The 19,881-nt window shown below is 72.5% G+C and carries 8 protein-coding genes; 3 read left to right on the forward strand and 5 right to left on the reverse strand.

Annotated features, from left to right (window positions below):
* Positions 1–5 precede the first annotated feature (5 nt).
* Positions 6–1,433 (forward strand): MFS transporter, encoded by a 1,428-nt coding sequence (locus ACIBHY_RS51745; protein ID WP_397257231.1) that lies wholly within the window; start codon positions 6–8, stop codon positions 1,431–1,433.
* Here ACIBHY_RS51745 and ACIBHY_RS51750 read toward each other — a convergent pair whose 3' ends face one another.
* A complete protein-coding gene (locus tag ACIBHY_RS51750; RefSeq protein WP_397310691.1) occupies positions 1,434–2,777 on the reverse strand; it encodes a transaminase in 1,344 nt (447 codons plus the stop codon).
* A 204-nt stretch (positions 2,778–2,981) separates the two neighbouring features.
* Between ACIBHY_RS51750 and ACIBHY_RS51755 the strand changes: the two genes are divergently transcribed.
* Complete coding sequence (locus tag ACIBHY_RS51755; RefSeq protein ID WP_397257234.1) at positions 2,982–3,455, forward strand: Lrp/AsnC family transcriptional regulator; 474 nt, start codon at positions 2,982–2,984, stop codon at positions 3,453–3,455.
* 22 nt (positions 3,456–3,477) lie between these two features.
* Here the strand turns inward: ACIBHY_RS51755 and ACIBHY_RS51760 are convergent, their stop codons facing one another.
* The gene (locus tag ACIBHY_RS51760) at positions 3,478–6,537 is read right to left on the reverse strand and encodes an amino acid adenylation domain-containing protein (RefSeq protein ID WP_397310692.1); all 3,060 of its coding nucleotides are present in this window, start codon (positions 6,535–6,537) and stop codon (positions 3,478–3,480) included.
* A complete protein-coding gene (locus tag ACIBHY_RS51765) occupies positions 6,528–12,815 on the reverse strand; it encodes an amino acid adenylation domain-containing protein (RefSeq protein ID WP_397310693.1) in 6,288 nt (2,095 codons plus the stop codon). Before ACIBHY_RS51765 ends, ACIBHY_RS51760 begins: the two co-directional genes overlap by 10 nt.
* A 370-nt stretch (positions 12,816–13,185) precedes the next feature.
* Here ACIBHY_RS51765 and ACIBHY_RS51770 point away from each other — a divergent pair, with 370 nt between their 5' ends.
* Entirely contained in the window at positions 13,186–18,495 is a 5,310-nt protein-coding gene (locus tag ACIBHY_RS51770) for an SDR family NAD(P)-dependent oxidoreductase (protein WP_397310694.1), read from the forward strand.
* Positions 18,496–18,719: 224 nt separating this feature from the next.
* Here the strand turns inward: ACIBHY_RS51770 and ACIBHY_RS51775 are convergent, their stop codons facing one another.
* A complete protein-coding gene (locus ACIBHY_RS51775) occupies positions 18,720–19,118 on the reverse strand; it encodes a hypothetical protein (protein WP_397257243.1) in 399 nt (132 codons plus the stop codon).
* A gap of 166 nt (positions 19,119–19,284) precedes the next feature.
* Positions 19,285–19,875: a protoglobin domain-containing protein gene (locus ACIBHY_RS51780; protein ID WP_397257245.1), complete on the reverse strand. Its 591-nt coding sequence runs from the start codon at positions 19,873–19,875 to the stop codon at positions 19,285–19,287.
* Positions 19,876–19,881 lie beyond the last annotated feature (6 nt).

Genomic DNA, 19,881 nt, shown 5'->3' on the forward strand with positions numbered 1-19,881 from the left:
AAAGCATGGAACTAGATGCTCCCCCCTCCCGGCTGTCCGAGCGCGAGATCCTGAAGGCACTGGCCGGGTTGCTGCTCGCCTTGTTCTCCGCCGTGTCCAGCACGCTGATCGTCACCAACGCGGTGCCGTCGATCGTGGCCGCGCTCGGCGGAAGCCAGGCGCAGTACACCTGGCTCGTGGCGACCTCCCTGCTCACGATGACCGTCAGCATCCCCCTGTGGGGGCGGCTGGCCGACCAGTTCGACAAGCGCAAGGTCGTTCAGGTGGCGCTCACGCTGTTCGCCGCCGGGTCGGTGGCCGCCGGGACGTCCCCCACCATCGAGATGCTCATCGGCATGCGCGCCGTCCAGGGCGTCGCGATGGGCGGGTTGCTGGCGACGGCCCAGGCCATCGTGGCCGGCATCGTCCCGCCGCGGCAGGGCGGGCGCTACGGCGGCTACATCGCCACCGTGATGGCCCTCGGCACCCTGTGCGGACCGCTGATCGGCGGCGCGATCGTCGACACCGCCTGGCTGGGCTGGCGCTGGTGCTTCTTCGTGGTGGTCCCCTTCGCGATCGTGAGCCTGGTCATCCTGAACCGGTACCTGCGCGTGCCCTGGATCCGGCGCGAGGCCCGCGTCGACTACCTCGGCGCGCTGCTGACCACCGTGACCGCCACGACCCCCGCGGTGTGGGTGACCTTCGCCGGCCGCGCCTACCCGTGGTGGTCCTGGCAGAGCGCCGCGTGCCTGGCGGGCACGCTCGTCGCCGGCGTCCTTCTCTGCCTCGCTGAACGGCGGCACCCCGACCCCGTCGTACCGTTGTCCCTGCTGCGCCTGCGCACCACGGCGCTGGCGATCGCCGGGAGCTCGGCGGTGGGGATGGTCATGTTCAGCTCGATCGTCTTCATCAGCCAGTACTTCCAGCTCGCCCGCGGCTACTCGCCGACCGAGGCCGGGCTGCTGTGCATGCCCATGATGGTGAGCACCACGCTCGCCTCGCTCGGCTCCGGTCATCTCATCACCCGGTTCGGACGCTGGAAGGGTTTTCTGGTGGGCGGCTCCGCCGCGCTGGCCACCGGCCTGGCGCTGCTGGCGGTCCTCGGCTCGGGGCCGCCCACCTGGTACGTCGTCGCATCGACCATCCTCGTCGGTCTCGGCATCGGGGTCGTGATGCAGAACTATGTGCTCGCCGTCCAGAACAGCGCGCCCGCCGACCGGGTCGGCGCGGCGAGCGCGTCGGTGTCGTTCTTCCGCTCGCTCGGCGGGGTGATGGGGATGTCCGTGCTGGGCGCGATCGTCACCCACGCCGTGGGCGCCGCCCAGGGGTACGGCCCGGCCGTACGGGACGCCTATGCCGGGGCGACGGGAACCGTCTTCGCCGTCTCGGCCGGGCTGGCGGTGGTCAGCCTGCTGGCCGCGCTGGCGATCAGGGCGGTCCCCCTGCGCACCTGATCAGGCGGTCAGCCCGGCGACCGCGGCGCCGAGGATCTCCAGGTGCAGATCGACGTCGGCCCCGGTGGTGTCCGGGCACATCAGGGCCATGTTGTGGAAGGGCGTCAGCATCACGCCCCGGTTGAGCAGGTACAGGTGGAGGTAGTCCTCAAGCTCGGCGTCGGTCGACAGGTAGGACTCGGTGCCGTTGCGCGGCCCGGGCGTCATGAACCGGTACTCCGAGCGCGCGCCGAGCTGGGTCACCACCCACGGCAGCCCGTGGGTGTCGATGAGCCGCTGGACGCCCTCGGTGTACCGGGCCGACAGGGCGATCATCCGGTCGTAGGCGCCCTCGGTGAGCACCTCGCCGAGGGTCGCCCGCGCCGCCGCCATCGACAGCGCGTTGCCGGCCAGCGTGCCGCCGACGCCGCCGGTGTCGACCAGGTCGAGGTCGCCGCGTCCCAGCAGCCGCTCGGCCAGATCGCCGGTCAGCCCGTAGGCGCCGATGGGCAGTCCGCCGGCGATCGCCTTGCCCACGGTCACGACGTCGGGCCGCAGCCCCCACGCCCTGGTGCAGCCGCCCGGTCCCGCCGAGACGGTGTGCGTCTCGTCGTTGATCAGCAGTGTCCCGGCCCGCCTGGTCAGCTCGCGGACCGCGGCCAGGTAGCCCGGCTCCGGCAGGACGATGCCCATGTTGGTCATGGCCGGCTCCATCAGCACGGCGGCCACGTCGCAGGGAGCCAGCTCCCGCTCCAGCGCCTCCACGTCGTTGAACTCCACCACCCGGCTGGTCCGCGTGACGTCGTAGGGCGCGCCGACGTTGCCCGGCCGCGACACCGGGCCGTCCGGCCCGGTCACGATGAACGACTCGTCGACGCTGCCGTGGTAGCTGAAGCTCATCACCAGCACCCGCGGCCGCTCGGTGACCGCGCGGGCCAGCCGCAACGCCCACCGGTTCGCGTCGGTGGCGGTCAGGGCGAAGCTCCACCGGCTGAGGCCGAACCTCCGGGACAGCTCCTCGGCCACGGCCGCGGCGTCCTCGGTCGGCATCATCGTGGTGGCGCCGCCGAGCTCGGCGTAGCGCCTGCTCACCGCCTCGACCGTGGCCGGGGGCGAGTGCCCGGCCATCGCCCCGGTGTCTCCCAGGCAGAAGTCGGCGAGCTCATGGCCGTCGGCGTCCCACACCCGCGCCCCGGAGGCACGATCCAGGTACAGCGGGAACTCCGCCGCCGACTTGGCCATCCAGGTCATCGGCACCCGGCCCAGCAGATGGTCCGCGCGCTCGTGCGCCGCGCGCGATCGGGGGTTGCGGGCGGCGTAGGCGGCCCGCTCCTTGGCCAGCAGTTCGCTCAACAGGTCGCTCATCGTGACTGCCTCCTATGGATGAGACAGTCATTCTGTACACCGGTTCGCGCTGTTTTCAAGCTTTTCGTTGGCTCTTTAAGTCTGGGCAAGCTAATCGCTCGCCATGTTCGGTATCGGGAAGCGATACGATCGAGGGGCCGACGTGGCGGCCGGGTGCCGTACGGTGGGACCCGCCGCAGTAAAGATCAGCGTGGGAGGCGCCGCGTGGCCGAGGACATCCGGGCACACCAGGTCGAACTCGACGAGATCGACAAGTCGATCATCCGGGTTCTCCAGGTGGACGGCCGCATGCCGTACTCCAAGCTGGGGCCGGAGGTCGGGCTGTCGCGCGCCGCCGTACGCCAGCGGGTGCAACGGCTCCTCGACAGCGGCGTCATCGAGGTGGTCGCCGTCTCCGAGCCGTTCAAGATGGGCTTCAACGTCCAGGCCATGATCGGGATCAACGCGGACGGGGACCTGCGGGCGGTCGCCGCGGCGTTGTCGGACGTCGACCAGATCGTGTACGTGGTGCTGTCCTCCGGGCGCTACGACATCCTCGTCGAGGTCATCGGGCGCGACTCGGGCGAACTGCTGGCCATCCTGAACGACGTCGTCCGGCGCATTCCCGGTGTGCGCAGCACGGAGTTGTTCACCTACATGAAGATCGAGAAGGTCACGTACTCCTGGGGCGCGCTGTGACGGAGACGCCCGCCACCTGACCTCACCCCTCCATCAGCGCCGCCGCCTCCTCCTCCGAGAGCTGGTCGATCTCCGCCGCCAGGTGCGCCTCCACCGCCGCCGCCAGCCGGCGGACCGTCCGGGTCAGGAAGAGCGTGTTGAGCGGCAGCTCGATCTCCAGCTCCGAGCAGATCCTGGCCACGACCCGGGTGCCGAGCATCGAGTGGCCGCCGAGGTCGAAGAAGTCGTCGTCGACGCCGAACGCGTCCCTGCCCAGGACGTCGGTCCAGACGTCGTGGACCAGTTCCTCCGCGGCCGTCTCCGGGGTGGCGGGTGCGGCGGTGGCGGGAGTGGCCTGGGGGGAGGGGAGGGCGGCGCGGTCGAGTTTGCCGTTGGGGAGCCTCGGGAACCGGTCCACCGGCACGTAGAGGCTGGGGACCATGGTGGGCGGCAGCCGGTCCTGGAGGTAGGCGCGCAGCTCGGCCAGCGGGGCCCGGTCGTCCACGTAGGCGACGAGGGCGCGACCGCCGGGGGCGTCGTCGCGGACGGCGGCCACGGCGCGGGTGACGCCGGGATGGGTGGCGAGGGCGGTTTCGACCTCGCCCAGTTCGATGCGGACGCCGCGGACCTTCACCTGGTCGTCCGCCCGGCCGACGAATTCGAGGGTGCCGTCGGGCCGGCGGCGGACCAGGTCGCCGGTGCGGTAGAGGCGGCCGCCGGCCGTACCGAAGGGGTCGGGGACGAAGCGGGCGGCGGTCAGGGACGGGCGGCGGTGGTAGCCGCGGGCCAGGGCGTCGCCGCCCAGGTAGAGCTCGCCGACCACGCCGGGCGGGAGCGGGTCCAGGCCGGGGCCCAGGACGTAGGACGTGGTGTTGGCCACGGGTCGGCCGATCGAGATGGAGGTGTCCTCCGGACGAACCCGGTGGGTGAGGGACCAGATGGTGGTCTCGGTGGGGCCGTACATGTTGTGGAGCTCTTTGGTCTTGCCCAGCAGGCGGCGGGCCAGGGGCAGGCCGAGGGGTTCGCCGCCGCTCAGGATCTTCGGCAGGCCGTCCGGGAGGTCGGCGATGATCTCCTCCAGGACGGACGGGGGCGCCTGGACGGTCGTCACCTCCGCCAGGGCCGGGGTGAGCTTGCCGTCCGGTGGGGCGACCACGACGGCCCCTCCCCGCAGCAGCGGCCCGAAGAGTTCGAGCGCGGCGATGTCGAAGGAGAGCGGCGTCAGCAGCAGCACGCGCTCGGCCGCCGGGAACGCCAGGCTTTCGGCGAGGTTGACCACGCCCCGGTGCGGGACCATGACGCCCTTGGGCACGCCGGTGGAGCCGGAGGTGTAGATCACGTAGGCGAGGTGGTCGAGCGTAACGGCCGGCAGCGGGCGGTGATCCAGGACCTCCGCGGCCAGGTCGGTCAGCAGGGCGACGCCGGGCAGGCGGCTCGCCAGTCCCGGAGTGGTGATCGCGAGTTCGGTCCCGGAGTCCTCGAGCATGAAGCGCAGCCGGTCGGCCGGGTAGCGGGGGTCGAGGGGGACGTAACAGGCACCGGACTTCAGGACGGCCAGCAGGGCGATCACGAGGTCGGCGCCGGGCGGGAGGCAGACCGCGACCGGGGACTCGACTCCCACGCCGCGGGAGACGAGCGTCCTCGCCAAGGCCTCGGCGCGGGCGTCCAGCTCGGCGTAGGTCAGGGTGCGGTCCTCGTGCGGGACGATCACCGCGGGGGCGTCCGGGCTTTCGGCGGCGCGCGCCGCCACGAGGTCGTGAAGAGGCAGCGAGGGGTACGGCAGGCGCGGCCCGTGCCAGGCGCCGGCCACCTCGCAACGGCGGGAGGCGGGCATGAGCGGCAGGCGCGACAGCGGCAGCGACGGATCGGCGGTGGCCGCGTCGAGCAGGGCGAGATATCCCTCCGCGAGCCCGGCGATCGTGGCCGGGTCGTAGAGGCCGGTGCTGTACTCCAGCCACCCGCTCATGTCGCCCCGCGCGTTCTGCAGCTCCAGCGTGAGGTCGGTCTTGGTGGTCCCGGTGCCGATCTGGCCGCGGACGTCGAAGGGGAGCTGGTTGAAGGCGACCTGGTAGAGCGGGGTGCGGGCGGGGTCGCGGGGCGGGTTGAGCGCGCCGACGATGCGGGCGAAGGGCACGTCCTGGTGTTCGAGCGCCTCCAGGACGGTGGTGCGCACGCGGTCCAGTGCCTCGCCGAAGCCGGGGTCGCCGCCCAGGTCGGCGCGGAGGGGCAGGGTGTTGACGAACATGCCGATGAGCGGGTTGAGCTCGTCCTGCTCGCGGCCGGCCACGGGTGAGCCGATCACGACGTCGTTCCGGCCGCTCCAGCGGGCGAGCAGGGCGGCGAAGGCCGTGAACAGCACCATGAAGGGGGTGGCGCCGCGATGCCTGGCCAGCGCCGCCACCCGGGCCGTCAGTTCGGCCGGCACGGTGAACGGGTGGTTGGCTCCGGCGTAGCCGAGTTCGGCGGGGCGGGGGTGGTCGGCGGGCAGTTCGAGGGGGCTGGATCCGGCCAGGCGCCGCTTCCAGTACGCCAGGTCGTCCTCGAAGGGCTGCTCGCGCTGCCAGACGGCGTAGTCGGCGTACTGGACGGTCAGCTTGGCGAAGCGGGGGGCGCGTCGCTCGCGCAGCGACAGGTACGCCTCGGTCAGGTCGGCGCCGAAGATCTCCGCGGACCACGCGTCGTAAACGGCGTGGTGGAAGACCTGGACGAGCCGCCACCGGCCGCCGCCGAGCCTGACCAGCCTGGCCCGCCACAGCGGCGCCCGGTCGAGGGCGAACGGCTCCGCGGCGTCCCGCGCGGCCAGCGCTTCCAAAGCCCCCTCGTCGGCGGTCAGGTCCGTGTAGGCCAGCCGTACCGGGATCTCGGGTGCGATGAGCTGCATGACCTTCTCCTCGCGCAGCTCGAAGCGGGTGCGCATCGGCTCGTGCCGCTCGGCCACCATCCCGAGCGCCCGCTCCATGAGCGCGGGGTCGACCTCGCCGAGCCGTTCCAGCCGGGAGATGCCCGCGATGTTGTAGAGGGGCAGGCCGGGCAGAAGCGTGCTGAGAAACCAGACCCGTTCCTGCGCGGAGGAGGCGGGGAAGGCGTCTTCGGTCACAGGCATGCGCGAATCTCCCGGGTGATCGGCTCCAGCGCGCTGACCTCGCCGAGGGTGGCCAGCCAGTGCCATTGGTCCAGCGCGTGGTAGAGCCGGTAGAAGGCCAGCCGCTCGGCCCAGTCGCCGGGCAGCGTGCCGTACCCGTCCAGGAGGGCGCGGCGGCGGGCGGGGTCGTCCTGGACCGCGAAGTACTCGGTGCGGGCCAGGTCCATGAGGGGGTCGCCGGCGAGCGCGTTCTCGACGTCGATGACGCCGGTCAGCTCCCATCGGCCGTCGAGCTCGTCGACCATGACGTTGCGCTCGTGGAAGTCGTGGTGGAGCAGGACGGGGGAGGCGCAGCGCCCCAGCAGGTGGCGGTCGGCCCGCACTCGGGCGACGAGCGCCGCGTGCACGTCGGGGTCGCCGCCGAACTCGGCGAACTGGGCGACCTTGAGGTCGAACTGGCCGCCGAGGTAGGCGTCGTTCGTGGGCTCCTGAACGCCGTCCAGCGGGCCGTACGCGCTGAGTTCCACGCTGTGCACGGCCCGCAGCACGCGGCCCATCTCGTGGTAGAGCCGTTCGACGGTCTCGCCGTCGAGGGAGGCGGAGACCTGCGAGAGCGGCCGGCCGGGGATCTTCGTCATCACCAGGTACGCCTGGGGCAGGTCACGCTTGGAGTCGTCGGCCAGGACCACACCGGGCGCCGCCGCGCCGGTACGGCCGAGCAGCTCGTACACCCGCTGTTCCTTGCGCATGCGGTCGGTGAACAGGCCGGGGTACAGCTTGAAGATCAGCTCGCGGCTCGGCGTCCTGACCTCGTAGACCGCGCTGATCTCGCCGCCGGTGCGCAGCAGGACCCGCTCGACCGGCTCCCCGAGCAGGGCGGCCGCCGTGTCCGCGCTCAGCGGCATGGTCAGCGCCTTGGCGAAGGCGGGCGCGCTCCAGGCGAGGCTGACGGTGTTGCCCGCGCCGGCCTGCAGCGCCTGCGCGCCGACGAGGTCGTCGGGATCGGCCTCCGGCACCTCCCGGTCGAACCTGGCCAGGACCGGGATCCGCATCGACACCAGCGCGTGCACGGCGATGCCCAGGCCGAGCAGGACGTACATGAACCCGATCCCGCGCCCCGGCCCCACCCCGATCACCGCGCCGACGGTCGTGGCCAGCGCGCCGTCCGGCATGAGCAGCGGTTCCAGCACCCGCTCGCCCAGTGGCGCGACCACGGCCATGCCGACCGGCAGCGTGGACCAGGAGATCATCTGGTTGAACGCCATGACCCGGCCGTGGAAGCGCTGCGGCACCTTCACATGGATGATCGTCATGAAGACGCCGTTGACCACGGACAGGCTGCACCACAGCCCGAACGCGCCGAGACCGACGGTCAGCGGCGAGGCGTACGCCCCGGTGACGACGGCGAACAGGCTGAGCCCCAGGGTGCCCAGCAGCACGGCGCGCATGCGGCGCCGGCGCGGCCCGCCCCACAGCGCGACGATCATGCCGCCGAGCGTGGCGCCGAGGCCGCCGGCGAACGCGATGCGCCCGGCGGTGCCGAGGTCGGAGAACGACAGCACCAGCGGCGAGATCGACATCAGCACGGCGGCCAGCATGACGTTGAGCACGGCGAAGTAGAGCAGCGCGGCCCGCAGGTGCCGGTTGCCCAGCGACATGCGGAACCCGCCGGCGATCTCGGCGGCCAGCGTCTCGCGCCGCTCCAGCCCGAGGGTGGCGGGGAAGCGGATGACGGCCAGCGCGCCCAGCATCACGCAGAAGCCGGCGACGTTGATCGCCAGGATGCCGCTGAGGCCGACACCGGCCAGGAGCGCGACGGCCAGGAGCGGGGCGACGAACTGGGAGGTGCCGAGGAGCATCTGGACCACGCCCGCCGCGTGTCCGAGATAGCGCTTGGGCACGAGTTGCGGCAGCGCCGCGGAGTAGGCGAGCCGCTGGAAGACCATCATGACCGAGAGCGTCGCCACGAGCGGATAGATGTGCCAGGTGGCCAGGGCGCCGGTCCACAACAGCGCGCCGAAGATCAGCTGCACGCCGCCGGCGAGGCTGTTGCCCAGCGCCATCATCGCGCGTTTGCCCGACCGGTCGACGATCGCGCCGAGGAGCGGGGCGGCCAGGACGCCCGGCATGATCGCCAGGGCGACCAGGAGGGCGAAGTTCAGCAGGGATCCTGTCGTGGTGTACACCCAGATCGGGATCGCGAAGTCGGTGATCGCGGTGCCGACCAGGGCGACGAGCTGGGCGGCCGACACGCTCAGGAAGCGCCGCATGCTCGGGGGCGGCGCCTGCCTCGCCGGCCGCTCCTGTTCCGTCTCCTCGACCCACCACCGGGCGGCCGGTCCTCTCGCGGAGCGGTTCAGCGCGGCGGACGAGCCGTACTCCATCGCGATGTGCGTGTTGGTGAGGATCTGGGCGAGGTCGTCGGCGCGGTACTTCAGGTAGTAGTGGCCGGCCTCGCTGAGCACGACGAGCGCGGTGGTGGGCGACAGGAACCGCCACTCCCGGTAACGCTCGCGGTAGTAGTCGGTCGCCGGGTCCTGCTCGCCGACGACCGCGATGACCGGGGCGCGCAGCGGCTCGGCGGGCTCGCCGAGCATGCGGGTGAACGACTCCTCCGCGATCAGCGTGTCCCGGCGCTGGTTGCGGACCATGAACCTGACCTGCTCCTCGTCCAGGCCGGAGATGTCGTTGCCCATGGCCTTCATGCGGTTCTCGTAGGTACGGTCGCCGCGCAGCCGGTCGGAGCGCAGCAGCCTGCCCAGGGGCCCGGCGACGCGGCCCTGCGGCCGGGCGAAGGGGAAGATGGCGCCGATGTAGACGGCCCGCAGCTCGCGGCCGGCGGCCTCCAGGCGCCGGGCGACCTCGGCCGTGACGGCGCCGCCGATGCCGCAGTGGCCGTACAGGGCGATCGGTCCCTCGATGCCGTCGAGGATCTCGCGCACGCACTGGCCGATGACCTCGTCCAGGGGCATCACCGGCTCGTCCGGGCGCCCGGGGTCGTGGCCGGGGAAGGCCATGGAGTACAGCGCGCACTCCTCCGGCAGGGCGTCGGCGAGCGGCTGGTAGACCAGGGCGCTGCCGCCGCCGTAGGGGAAGCAGACGAGGGTGAGCGCGGGCGTGGTGCGCGAGCGCGTGAGGCGGTGCAGGAGCTCGCGCGGCGTGTCCTCGGCCGGGGCGGGGCCCTCGATGAGCTCGGCCAGCGCCCGCACGGTGGAGTTCCGGAACAGGTCCATGACGCCGATCGAGCGGCCTTCGACCGGCGCGAGCAGCTTGCGCAGCCGGGCCACCACCTGGATGGCGACCAGGGAGTGCCCGCCGATCTCGAAGAAGTCGTCGTCGGCCCGGATGCCGGTCAGGCCGAGCAGTTCGCCCCAGATCCCGGCGACGGCGATCTCGGCCGGGGTGGTGGGCGGGGCGCCGTCCCCGGCGGTCCGGGTGGGGGCGGGCAGCGCGGCCCGGTCCACCTTGCCGTTGGGACCGAGGGGCAGCGCGTCCATGGTCACGTAGGCGCCGGGCACCATGTGGTCGGGCAGGATCTCCTTCAGCGCCGCCCGGAGGCCGGTGTCCGGGGCGTCGGTGACGACGTAGGCCACCAGGCCGTCCGCGCCGGCGACGACGAGCGCCTCGCGCACGCCCGCCTGCTCGCGCAGCACGGCCTCGATCTCCCCCAGCTCCACCCGCTGGCCGCGGATCTTGATCTGGTCGTCCAGCCGGCCGAGGAACTCCACGGCGCCGTCGCGCCGTACCCGGGCCAGGTCGCCGGTGCGGTACAGGCGTGAGCCGGGCGGGCCGTAAGGGTCGGGCACGAAGCGGTCGGCGGTCAGCGCGGGGCGGTCGTGGTAGCCGAGGGCGACCTGGACGCCACCGATGTGCAGCTCACCGGGCACACCGGACGGCACCGGCCGCAGCCGCGCGTCGAGGACGTGGATGCGGGTGTTCTGCACCGGATGGCCGATCGGGATCCGGCTCTCGCCGGGCGCGCACCGCCAGGCGGTGACGTCGACGGCGGCCTCGGTGGGGCCGTAGAGGTTGTGCAGTTCGGTGTCCGGCAGACGCTCGAAGAACCGGGCGGCGACCGCCGGCGGCAGTTCCTCGCCACTGCAGATGACCCTCTTGAGCGAGGTACAGCCCTCGACGCCCTCCTCCTCCAGGAAGGCGGCGAGCATCGACGGCACGAAGTGCACGGTCGTCACACCGCTGCCGATGATCAGGTCACGCAGGTAGGCGGTGTCCCGGTGCCCGCCCGGCTCGGCCACCACGAGACGGGCCCCGGTGACGATCGGCCAGAAGAACTCCCAGACGGAGACGTCGAAGCCCGCGGGTGTCTTCTGCACGACCGCGTCCGCGCCGGTCAGGCCGAAGCGGCGCTGCATCCAGTCCAGGCGGTTGACGATGGCTGCGTGCGTGTTGGGCACGCCCTTGGGGCGGCCGGTCGAGCCGGAGGTGTAGATCATGTAGGCCGGGTGGGCCGAGGCCGGCGGCGTGTCCGCCGCCGGGCTCGGCGCTCGGACCGTCTCCTGCGGCAGCAGGATCGCGGCCCGCGCGTCCTCCAGCATGAAGTCCAGGCGCTCCCGCGGGTAGTCGGGGTCCAGCGGCACGTACGCGGCGCCCGACCTGACCACGGCCAGCAGGCTCACGACCAGCTCCAGCGAACGTTCCATGCCCACCGCGACCCGGACTCCCGGTCCGGCGCCCCGTTCGCGTAATCGCCCGGCCAGCAGGCCCGAGCGCCGCTCCAGCTCGGCGTAGGTGAGGCGCTGCCGGCCGTACTCCAGGGCGACGGCGCCGGGCGTGCGGGCGGCCTGCTCCTCGAACAGCCCGCCCAGCGTCTTCTCTCCGGGGTACGGCTCGCGCGGCCCCTCGGCCAGCGCCAGGAGGTGTTCGTGTTCCGGCGGGGTCAGCATCTCCAGGTCCGACACCCGTACGTCCGGCCCGGCGACGGCGGCGCGCAGGAGCGCGGCGAACCGGGTGCCGAGTTCCTCGACCGTGACCGGGTCCAGCAGGTTCCGGTTGTAGACGAACAGCGCGTCGAGCCCGTCCTCGCGTTCGGTGAGGAACAACTCCAGCTCGTACGGCGCGGCCCTCGCGGTCAGCGGGTACGGCTCGGCCGCCAGCCCCGGCCAGGCGAAGCTGTCCTCGTCGTAGCTCTGCAGGGCGAGCGCGGCCTGGAAGACGGCGGTGCGCGAGACGTCCCGGGCGTGCCCGAGCTCCCCGACGAACTGCTCGAACGGCAGCCGCTGGTGGGTGAAGGCGTCCAGCGTGTTCTGCCTGACCCGGGTGAGCAGTTCGGTGAAGGTGGGGTCGCCTTCGAGGTCGGCGCGCATGGCCAGCATGTTGACGAACATGCCGATGAGGGGTTCGAGCTCGCTGCGCGGGCGCCCGCCGACCGGCGTGCCGACGGCGAAGTCGGTCTGCCCGCTGTGGCGGCCGAGCAGCACCTGGTAGGCGGCCAGCACGACCATGTAGAGCGTCGCGTCGTGCTTCCTGGCCAGGCGGTTGGCGGCGGCCAGCAGGCCGGGGCCGAGCCGGAAGGAGTGGGAGGCGCCGTCGAAGGTGGCCACGGCGCCGCGCCGGCCGTCGAGGGGCAGGTCGATGGGTGGCACGCCGGCCAGCCGTTCGCGCCAGTAGGCCAGGTCGGCCTGGTCGGCCGGGCGGGTGCGCTGCCAGAGGGCGAAGTCGGCGTACTGCAGGGCCAGTTCGGGCGGGGTCTCGCCGGCGTAGAGCGTGCGCAGTTCCCCGGCCAGGATCTCCAGTGACCATCCGTCACCGGCGATGTGGTGGAGCGTCACCAGCAGGATGTGGTCGTCGTCGGCCAGGCGGACGAGCGCGGCGCGTACGGGCAGCTCGGTGGCGATCACGAAGGGGCGGGCGAGTTCGGCGCCCAGGAGGTCGCGGGCGTGCGCCTCGTCGGTGGCGGTCAGCCGCCGCAACTCGACGTGTCCGGTATCGGACACCTCCACGCGGGGCCTGCCGTCCGCGTCGGCCGGAAATCGGGTGCGCAAAATCTCGTGCCTGGACACGACCGTTTCAAGCGCTTGGTGAAGTCGTTCACCATCGAGGCCTCCGCGCAGCCGGAGGACGAAAGGGATGGTGTAGGCGGCTGTGCCCGGAGCGAATTGCTCCATGAACCACAGGCCCTCCTGGGCATAGGACAAGGGGATCTCGGCATCCGGCTCGCGCCGCGGGATGCCCGCTGACTTGCCGGTGGACCGGCGGCGGAGGCGTTGCTCCAGCAGAGCTCGCTTGGTGTCGGAAAGCTGGATTTCGTCTGAGGACAGCCCCGCCGAGGATGTCACCACTGCCTCACTTTCTCGGTGAACGCCACATTAAACGAGATTCATACACATTCACCACAGGGCTGACAATCACTACTTTCTGTCACGCTCTTTATCGGTTTTGTATACGCCCGAAATCGGCGTTGACTCGGAATTATGTCCTTGGCTATAAGGATTTATCCGGACTCTAGTGAATGCCTGGTGAACCATTGAGTATGGCGTTCCCGTCGCCAGCCGACGTCCAGCTCTTCCGCCTCCCCCACGCGGGCGGCGCCGCGAACGCCCACCGGCCGCCCACCCCGACGGCCGCAGCACCACCCCCGGTTCCGGCCGCGCCGCTCGGCGGATCGCCGCAAGCCGCGCCCGGACCAGGCCCACAAGGAAAGAGTGAGACATGACCGAACCGACGGTCGAGCCCATCGCAGTCGTCGGGCTGGCCTGCCGGCTGCCCGGCGCGGGGGATGTGCCGCAGTTCTGGCGCAACCTCGTGGACGGCGTGGAGTCTGTGCGTTTCTACAGCCGGGAGGAGCAGGCCGAACTCGGCGTGCCCGGCTACCTGCTGGACGACCCGAACTTCGTCCGGGCCTCGTCCATCGCCGCCGAGTACGGCGCCCTCGACGCCGCCTTCTTCGGCATGTCCCCACGGGAGGCCGAGCTGCGCGACCCGCAGCAGCGCCTCTTCCTGGAACTGGCGCACACCGCACTGGAGGACGCGGGCTACGACCCGGCCCGCTACGACGGCGAGATCGGCGTGTACGGGGCCATCGGCTCCGACGAGTACCAGTGGGTCTACATCCGGCGCGACCGCAAGACCCACGCCTCGGCCGGCAACCTCGCCGTCTACGTGGGCAACCACCCCGACTACCTGGCCACGTTCGTCTCCTACAAGCTCGACCTGCGCGGCCCCAGCCTCACCCTGCACACCGCCTGCTCCTCCTCGCTGGTGGCCGTGCACGTGGCGTGCGAGGCGCTACGGGGCGGGGAGTGCGACATGGCGCTGACCGGCGGCGCCTCCTTCGAGCTGCCGCCGGAGTGGGGGTATCTGTACCACCAGGACGGCATCTACTCGCCCGACGGCCACTGCCGCGCCTTCGACGCCTCGGCCCAGGGCACCATCTGGGGCGGCGGGGGCGGCGTCGCCGTACTCAAGAGACTGTCCGACGCGGTCGCCGACGGCGACCACATCCGCGCGGTCATCCGCGGCAACGCCATCAACAACGACGGCTCCTCGAAGGCCGGCTTCTCCGCGCCCAGCTCCGAGGGACAGGCCGGGGCGGTCGCGGGCGCGCTCGCGGTCGCCGGCATCGACCCGCGCACGATCACCTACGTGGAGGCGCACGGCACCGGCACCTCCGTCGGCGACCCGATCGAGGTGAGCGGGCTGAGCTCGGTGTTCGGCCGGGACACCGACGACGCGGGCTGGTGCGCGATCGGGTCGGTCAAGACCAACATCGGCCACCTGGGCCCGGCCGCCGGCATCGCCGGGCTGACCAAGACCGTTCTGGCGATCGAGCACGGCCAGATCCCGCCCACGCTCAACTACGAGCGGCCCAACCCGCGCATCCCCTTCGGCGCCAACCCGTTCCACGTGGCGGCCGAGCTGACCGAGTGGAAGTCGAACGGCGTGCCCCGCCGGGCGGGCGTCAGCTCCTTCGGCATCGGCGGCACCAACGCCCACATCGTGGTCGAGGAGGCGCCGCCGCTCCCTCCGGCCGTGCGTGAGCACCGCGGTCAGCACCTGCTGCGGCTGTCGGCCCGCACGCCGTCCGCGCTGGCCGCCATGACGGAACGGCTGGCCGCCCGGCTCGCCACCGAGGACCTCGACCTGGCCGACGTCGCGCAGACCCTGCGAACCGGCCGCCGCCGGTTCAAGCACCGCGCGGTCGTGGTGGCGGGCAGCCACGAGGAGGCCGTACGGGCGCTCGCCGACCAGCGGCGCCTGGTCAAGGGCGTGGCCGGCAATCCGCGCGTGGCCTGGCTGTTCCCCGGCCAGGGCGCCCAGTACGAGGGCATGGGCCGGGAGCTTTACCAGACGGAAGCGGTCTTCCGCGACGCCGTCGACGAGTGCGCCCGGCTGCTCGGCTTCGACCCGCTCACCCACGACGCCGAAGCACTGCGGCGCACCGAGCTCACCCAGCCCGCGCTGTTCACCATCGAGTACGCGCTGGCCCGGCTCTGGCGCTCGTGGGGCATCGAGCCGGCCGCGATGATCGGCCACAGCATCGGCGAGTACGTCGCCGCCACCGTCGCGGGCGTCTTCGACCTGCCCGGCGCGATCCGCCTGGTCGCCGCCCGCGGGCGGCTGATGCAGACCATGCCGGCCGGCTCGATGCTGGCCGTCCGCCTCGACGAGCACGACGTACGGCCCGGCCTGCCCGACGGCCTGGTGATCGCCACCGTCAACGGCCCCGGCACCTGCGTGGTCGCGGGGCCGGAGAGCCTGGTCGCCGAGTACCACGACCGGCTCACCGGGCAGGGCGTCACCTCGACCGCGTTACGCACCTCACACGCCTTCCACTCGCCGATGATGGACCCGATCGTGGGTGAGTTCCACGAGCTCGTCGCCGCCACCGAGCGGCGTGTGCCGGCGCTGCCGTTCCTGTCCAACGTGAGCGGCACCTGGATCACCCCCGGGGAGGCGGTCGATCCGGCCTACTGGGCCCGCCACCTGCGCGAACCGGTCAGGTTCGGCGACTGCGTGGCCGCGCTGGCGGCCGAGGGCGAGTGGCAGCTCGTCGAGTGCGGCCCCGGCCGGCAGCTCTCCGGCCTGGTCAGGAGCCAGCTCCCGAAGAGCGCGCCGAAGCCGCTGCCCAGCCTGCCCGGTCCCGCCGACTCCGGCTCCGACCTGCGGGTGCTGTACGCGGCGGCGGGCGCGCTCTGGGTCGCCGGGGCGCCGCTGGAGGCCCCCGGCGAGCCCGGCCGCCGCGTCCCGCTGCCCACCTACCCCTTCGAGCGCACCCGCCACTGGGTGCCGATCACGGCCGACCCCGAGCTGATCTACCCCAGGTCGCCCCGGACCGGCGCGCTGCCGATCGAGCAGTGGTTCAACCTGCCCGCCTGGCGGCAGACCCCGAGGCCCGTCGCCGGCGCACCGCTGACGGAGCGCGTGCTCGTGTTCGCCGGACCGGCGAGCGAGCCGCTGACGGCCGCGCTGCGCTCGGCCGGCGCCGACGTGGTGACCGTCCGCAAGGGCGAGGCGTACGGCGCCGCCGACGGCTCGTTCACCCTGCGCCCGGGATCGCGGCAGGACTGCGAGCGCCTGCTGGCGGAGATCGGGACACCCGGGCACGTCGTCCACACCTGGGCCCTGGACCCGGGCACCGCGGAGGAGGACGGCTTCTACACCCTGCTGGCGTTGTTCCAGGCGCTGGCCCAGTCCGAACGGGAGAACGAGGTCCGGCTCGACGTCCTCACCGAAGGCGTACAGAACGTGCTCGGCCACGACGTTCGCCGTCCGGAGCACGCCACCGTGACCGGCATCGCGAACGTGCTGCCGCTGGAGGCGCCGTGGTTGTCGGTGCGCCACATCGACGTGGAGTCGGCCGCCGGCGACCTGGACGCGCTGGTGGCCGAGCTGACCGGCGCCACGACCACACCGGTCGTCCTGCGTTCGGGGCGCCGGTGGACGCTGCACCACGAGGCCGTCGAACTGCCGCCGTCCCCCGACCCGATGACCGGGCTGCGCGAAGGCGGCGTCTACGTCATCACCGGCGGCCTGGGCGGCATCGGCCTCACCCTGGCCGAGGACCTGGCCACGCGCACGCGCGGCGCGGTGGTCCTGCTCAGCCGCACCGGCACGCCCGGACCGCGGGCGCGGGCGGCCGTCGCGCGCATGGAGGCGGCCGGAGCCGGGGTACTCGTGCTGGCGGCCGACGTCACCGACCCGGAGGCGCTGCGCCGGGTGCGCGCGAGCGCGCTGGAGCGCTTCGGCCGCGTGGACGGCCTGGTCCACGCCGCCGGACTGCCCGGTGGCGGCATGGCCGAGGTCAAGGATCGCGCCGACGCCGAGCGCGTCATGGCCCCGAAGATCGCCGGGACGCGGGCGCTGCGCGACGTCTTCGGCGACCTGGACCTCGACTTCGTCATGCTCTGCTCGTCCGTCACCGCCGTGGCGGGCGGCTTCGGCCAGGTCGACTACTGCGCGGCCAACGCCTTCCTCGACGCCTACGCCGCCACCTGGCCCGGCCGGGTGCTGTCGGTCAACTGGGGCGCCTGGCTGGAAGTGGGCATGGCCGCCGAGGTCGAGGCGCCCAAGGTCTTCCGCGCGCTCCAGCGCGGCGACCGGACTAGCCCCCTGGCGCATCCGCTGCTCACCGAGCTGCACGAGCCGGGCGACGGCCGCCCGGCCTGGTGCGGCGGCAGGCTCGCACCCGCCACCCACTGGGTGCTGGACGAGCACCGCCTGGCCGGCGTCCCCGTCATGCCCGGCACCGGCTACCTCGAATGCGCCCGCTTCGCCTTCACCTCCGTGGTGCCCGCCCCCGGCCCGGAGCACGTGGTCGAACTGCGCGACGTGGCCTTCACCGCGCCGCTGCCGGTGACCACCTCCGCCGAGCTGCGGGTGCTGTTCACCGCGACCGGCGAGGGCGCCGACTTCGAGGTGGTCAGCGTCGCCGGCGGCGCCCCGCGCACCCACGCGAGAGGCAGCGCCGCCTGGGTGGCCGGCGCCGCCGCGAGCCCGGCCGACCTCGCCGGGATCCGTGCCCGCTGCTCGTACGGCACGCGCACGGAGAACATGTTCGCCTCCGCCTCCGGCCTGGTCACCTTCGGCCCGCGCTGGCGCAGCCTGCGCTCGGTCGATCAGGGCGCGGGGGAGGAGATCGCCCTGCTGGAGGCGGCGCCCGAGACCGCCGCCGAGCTCGACCGCTACGGCCTGCATCCGGCACTGCTCGACGAGGCCACCGCGTTCGTCAGCGCCGCCGGCGAGCACAGCCATCTCCCGCTCGGGTACGGCCGGCTGACCGTGCGCGCGCCGCTGCCGGCCAAGGTGTGGAGCCACGCCGTACACCGGGAGGGCGGCGGCGAGATCATCGCCGTGGACCTCACGATGTACGACGACACCGGGCGGCCGGTCGTGGAGATCTCGGAGTTCGTGTTGCGGCGGGTCGACGTCGAGTCGGTCACCCAGAGCGTGGGGGAGGACGACGGGCAGCCGGAGGTGCCGGAGAAGTCGGCGGCGGCCGGTGTCGCGCTCGACCGCGAGGGCGCCCAGGCCGGCATCCTGCCCGCGCTGGGCGCCGACGCCTTCCGCCGCCTGCTCGCGCACGCGGTCGGCACCCAGGTGGTGGTCAACGCCACGCCGCTGGCCGAGTTCGTGACCGGCGTGCGTACGCTGACCAAGGAGACCCTGGAGTCCGCGCTTCCCGCGGGCGCCGCCGCCGAGGGCGGCGAGCAGGACGACACCGGCTACGTCGCGCCGCGGGACGGGGTGGAGGCCGCCATGGCCGCGCTGTGGTCGGAGGTGCTGGGCACGCCGCGGGTCGGCGTCGAGGACGACTTCTTCGAGCTGGGCGGCAACTCGCTGGTCGCGGTCCAGCTCATCTCGCTCATCCGCAAGAAGCTGGGTGTCCGGCTGCCGATGCGCAGCCTGTTCAGGGAGGCGACGGTCACCGGGATGGCCGCCCTGGTGGCACAGGCGAGAGCGGAGGGCACGGCGCCGCCGTCCACCGGCATCACACCCCAGCCCAGGAACGCCCGCGCCTGAGCACCGGTCTCCGCAAGACATTCGCCGGGCGATGCAACATCTTCGTCCCTTCGGTCGACGCCGACACCGGCAGATCCGCCGATCTCGGCGTCCGCCCGGACGCGCGGGGCAGCATGGCGATCCCCGACGGCGGCCTGGACCGTCTGATGACCTATCCGATCAAGAACGAGATGTACGTCCTGGGCCTGGCCGCGATCAAGTAGGCCGGCCGGGTCTGCGGCCCGCTACAGGGTGCTTGACGCCGGCGGCGGCGGGTCGGCGTCGCCGGTGCGGGAGCCGAGAAACGCGGCGATCGCACGATGAAGGCCCGCCGCCCCGCTGCCGGGATCGGTGCCGGCGGCGATGGCGTCGGCTTCCCTACGCAGCACGGAGGCGATCGCGCTCCACTGGCCGCGAGCCAGCGTGAGCGTCACGGTCTGGCCGAGGCGCGGCCGGCACCGTACGCCTTCGGCGTCGACGGGCCGCTCAGGCAGCGCGGCCCAGCCGAGAGCGCGCAGCTCACGCAGGCTCCGGCCGTGGTCGTCGGCGAGGACGGCGCTCTCGTTGTCCAGCGCGGTGTCGATAACCAGCCAGTGATCGACCGACATCGTGATCGCGATCAGGTCGCCCCCGCTGGTCGTCATGGCGGCGATACTGCCCCATTCCGGCTGGGAACGCCATGACCTCAGGAGCCCGCACAAGGTGGGCTCCTGAGCTCGTTTCACGATGGCGTCGGTATCGGACGGACGTCGCCGTGGTCGAGGACAACGCCGAGGAGGTGCCGGCGCTCCTCCCGTGACGTCACGGTGACTACCAGGCGGGGCCGGCGTAGGGCTGCGACCACAGGGCGATCTGCAGGGTGACGGCCTTGAACCAGGCCTGGAACATGGCCTCGACCTGGTCCTCGTCGTGCCCGTCCGCGGCCAGGAAGGGCCGGATCGTCGCGGTGATCGGGTAGATGAACGCGATGAGGTAGCGCAGCGGGATGTCGGGCACCGAGCCGGCCCGATCGGTGTGGTTCTTCTTCTCCCGGGTGTGGCGCAGGGCGATCTCGTGCTGGTAGGCCAGCCAGCGCTGGTCATAGGGCCGGGTGCAGGTGTCGACGATCCAGCGGCCGAAGCGCGCCCGCACGCGCGTCAGGTAGTCGCCGATCGGCTCGCCGCCGGGCGTGGAGAAGTAGGCGAGCAGATGCGGGTGCGAGCCGACGAAGCCGTACCAGACGTCGAGGATTTGCTCGATCTGCCCGCCGAGGACGTCTCCGGCGGTCTTCAGCGCGGCCTGGTCGTCGGGGCCGAACAGCACACTGGCCTGCAGCTTGGCGAGGTCGTCCAGGGTGACCGGTGACGCGGCGAGCGTCGGGTCGTCGTGGGCGTATCCGGGGATCGGGCTTGTGGTGCTCATGTCGCT

The sequence above is a fragment of the Nonomuraea sp. NPDC050547 genome (genome assembly GCF_044457345.1).
Taxonomy (GTDB): Bacteria; Actinomycetota; Actinomycetes; order Streptosporangiales; family Streptosporangiaceae; genus Nonomuraea.

Coding starts and splice junctions, on each gene's coding strand:
- ACIBHY_RS51780 (WP_397257245.1), bottom strand. CDS start 19,875: ATGAGCACCACAAGCCCGATCCCCGGATACGCCCACGACGACCCGACG.
- ACIBHY_RS51745 (WP_397257231.1), top strand. CDS start 6: ATGGAACTAGATGCTCCCCCCTCCCGGCTGTCCGAGCGCGAGATCCTG.
- ACIBHY_RS51760 (WP_397310692.1), bottom strand. CDS start 6,537: ATGCCTGTGACCGAAGACGCCTTCCCCGCCTCCTCCGCGCAGGAACGG.
- ACIBHY_RS51750 (WP_397310691.1), bottom strand. CDS start 2,777: ATGAGCGACCTGTTGAGCGAACTGCTGGCCAAGGAGCGGGCCGCCTAC.
- ACIBHY_RS51775 (WP_397257243.1), bottom strand. CDS start 19,118: ATGACGACCAGCGGGGGCGACCTGATCGCGATCACGATGTCGGTCGAT.
- ACIBHY_RS51770 (WP_397310694.1), top strand. CDS start 13,186: ATGACCGAACCGACGGTCGAGCCCATCGCAGTCGTCGGGCTGGCCTGC.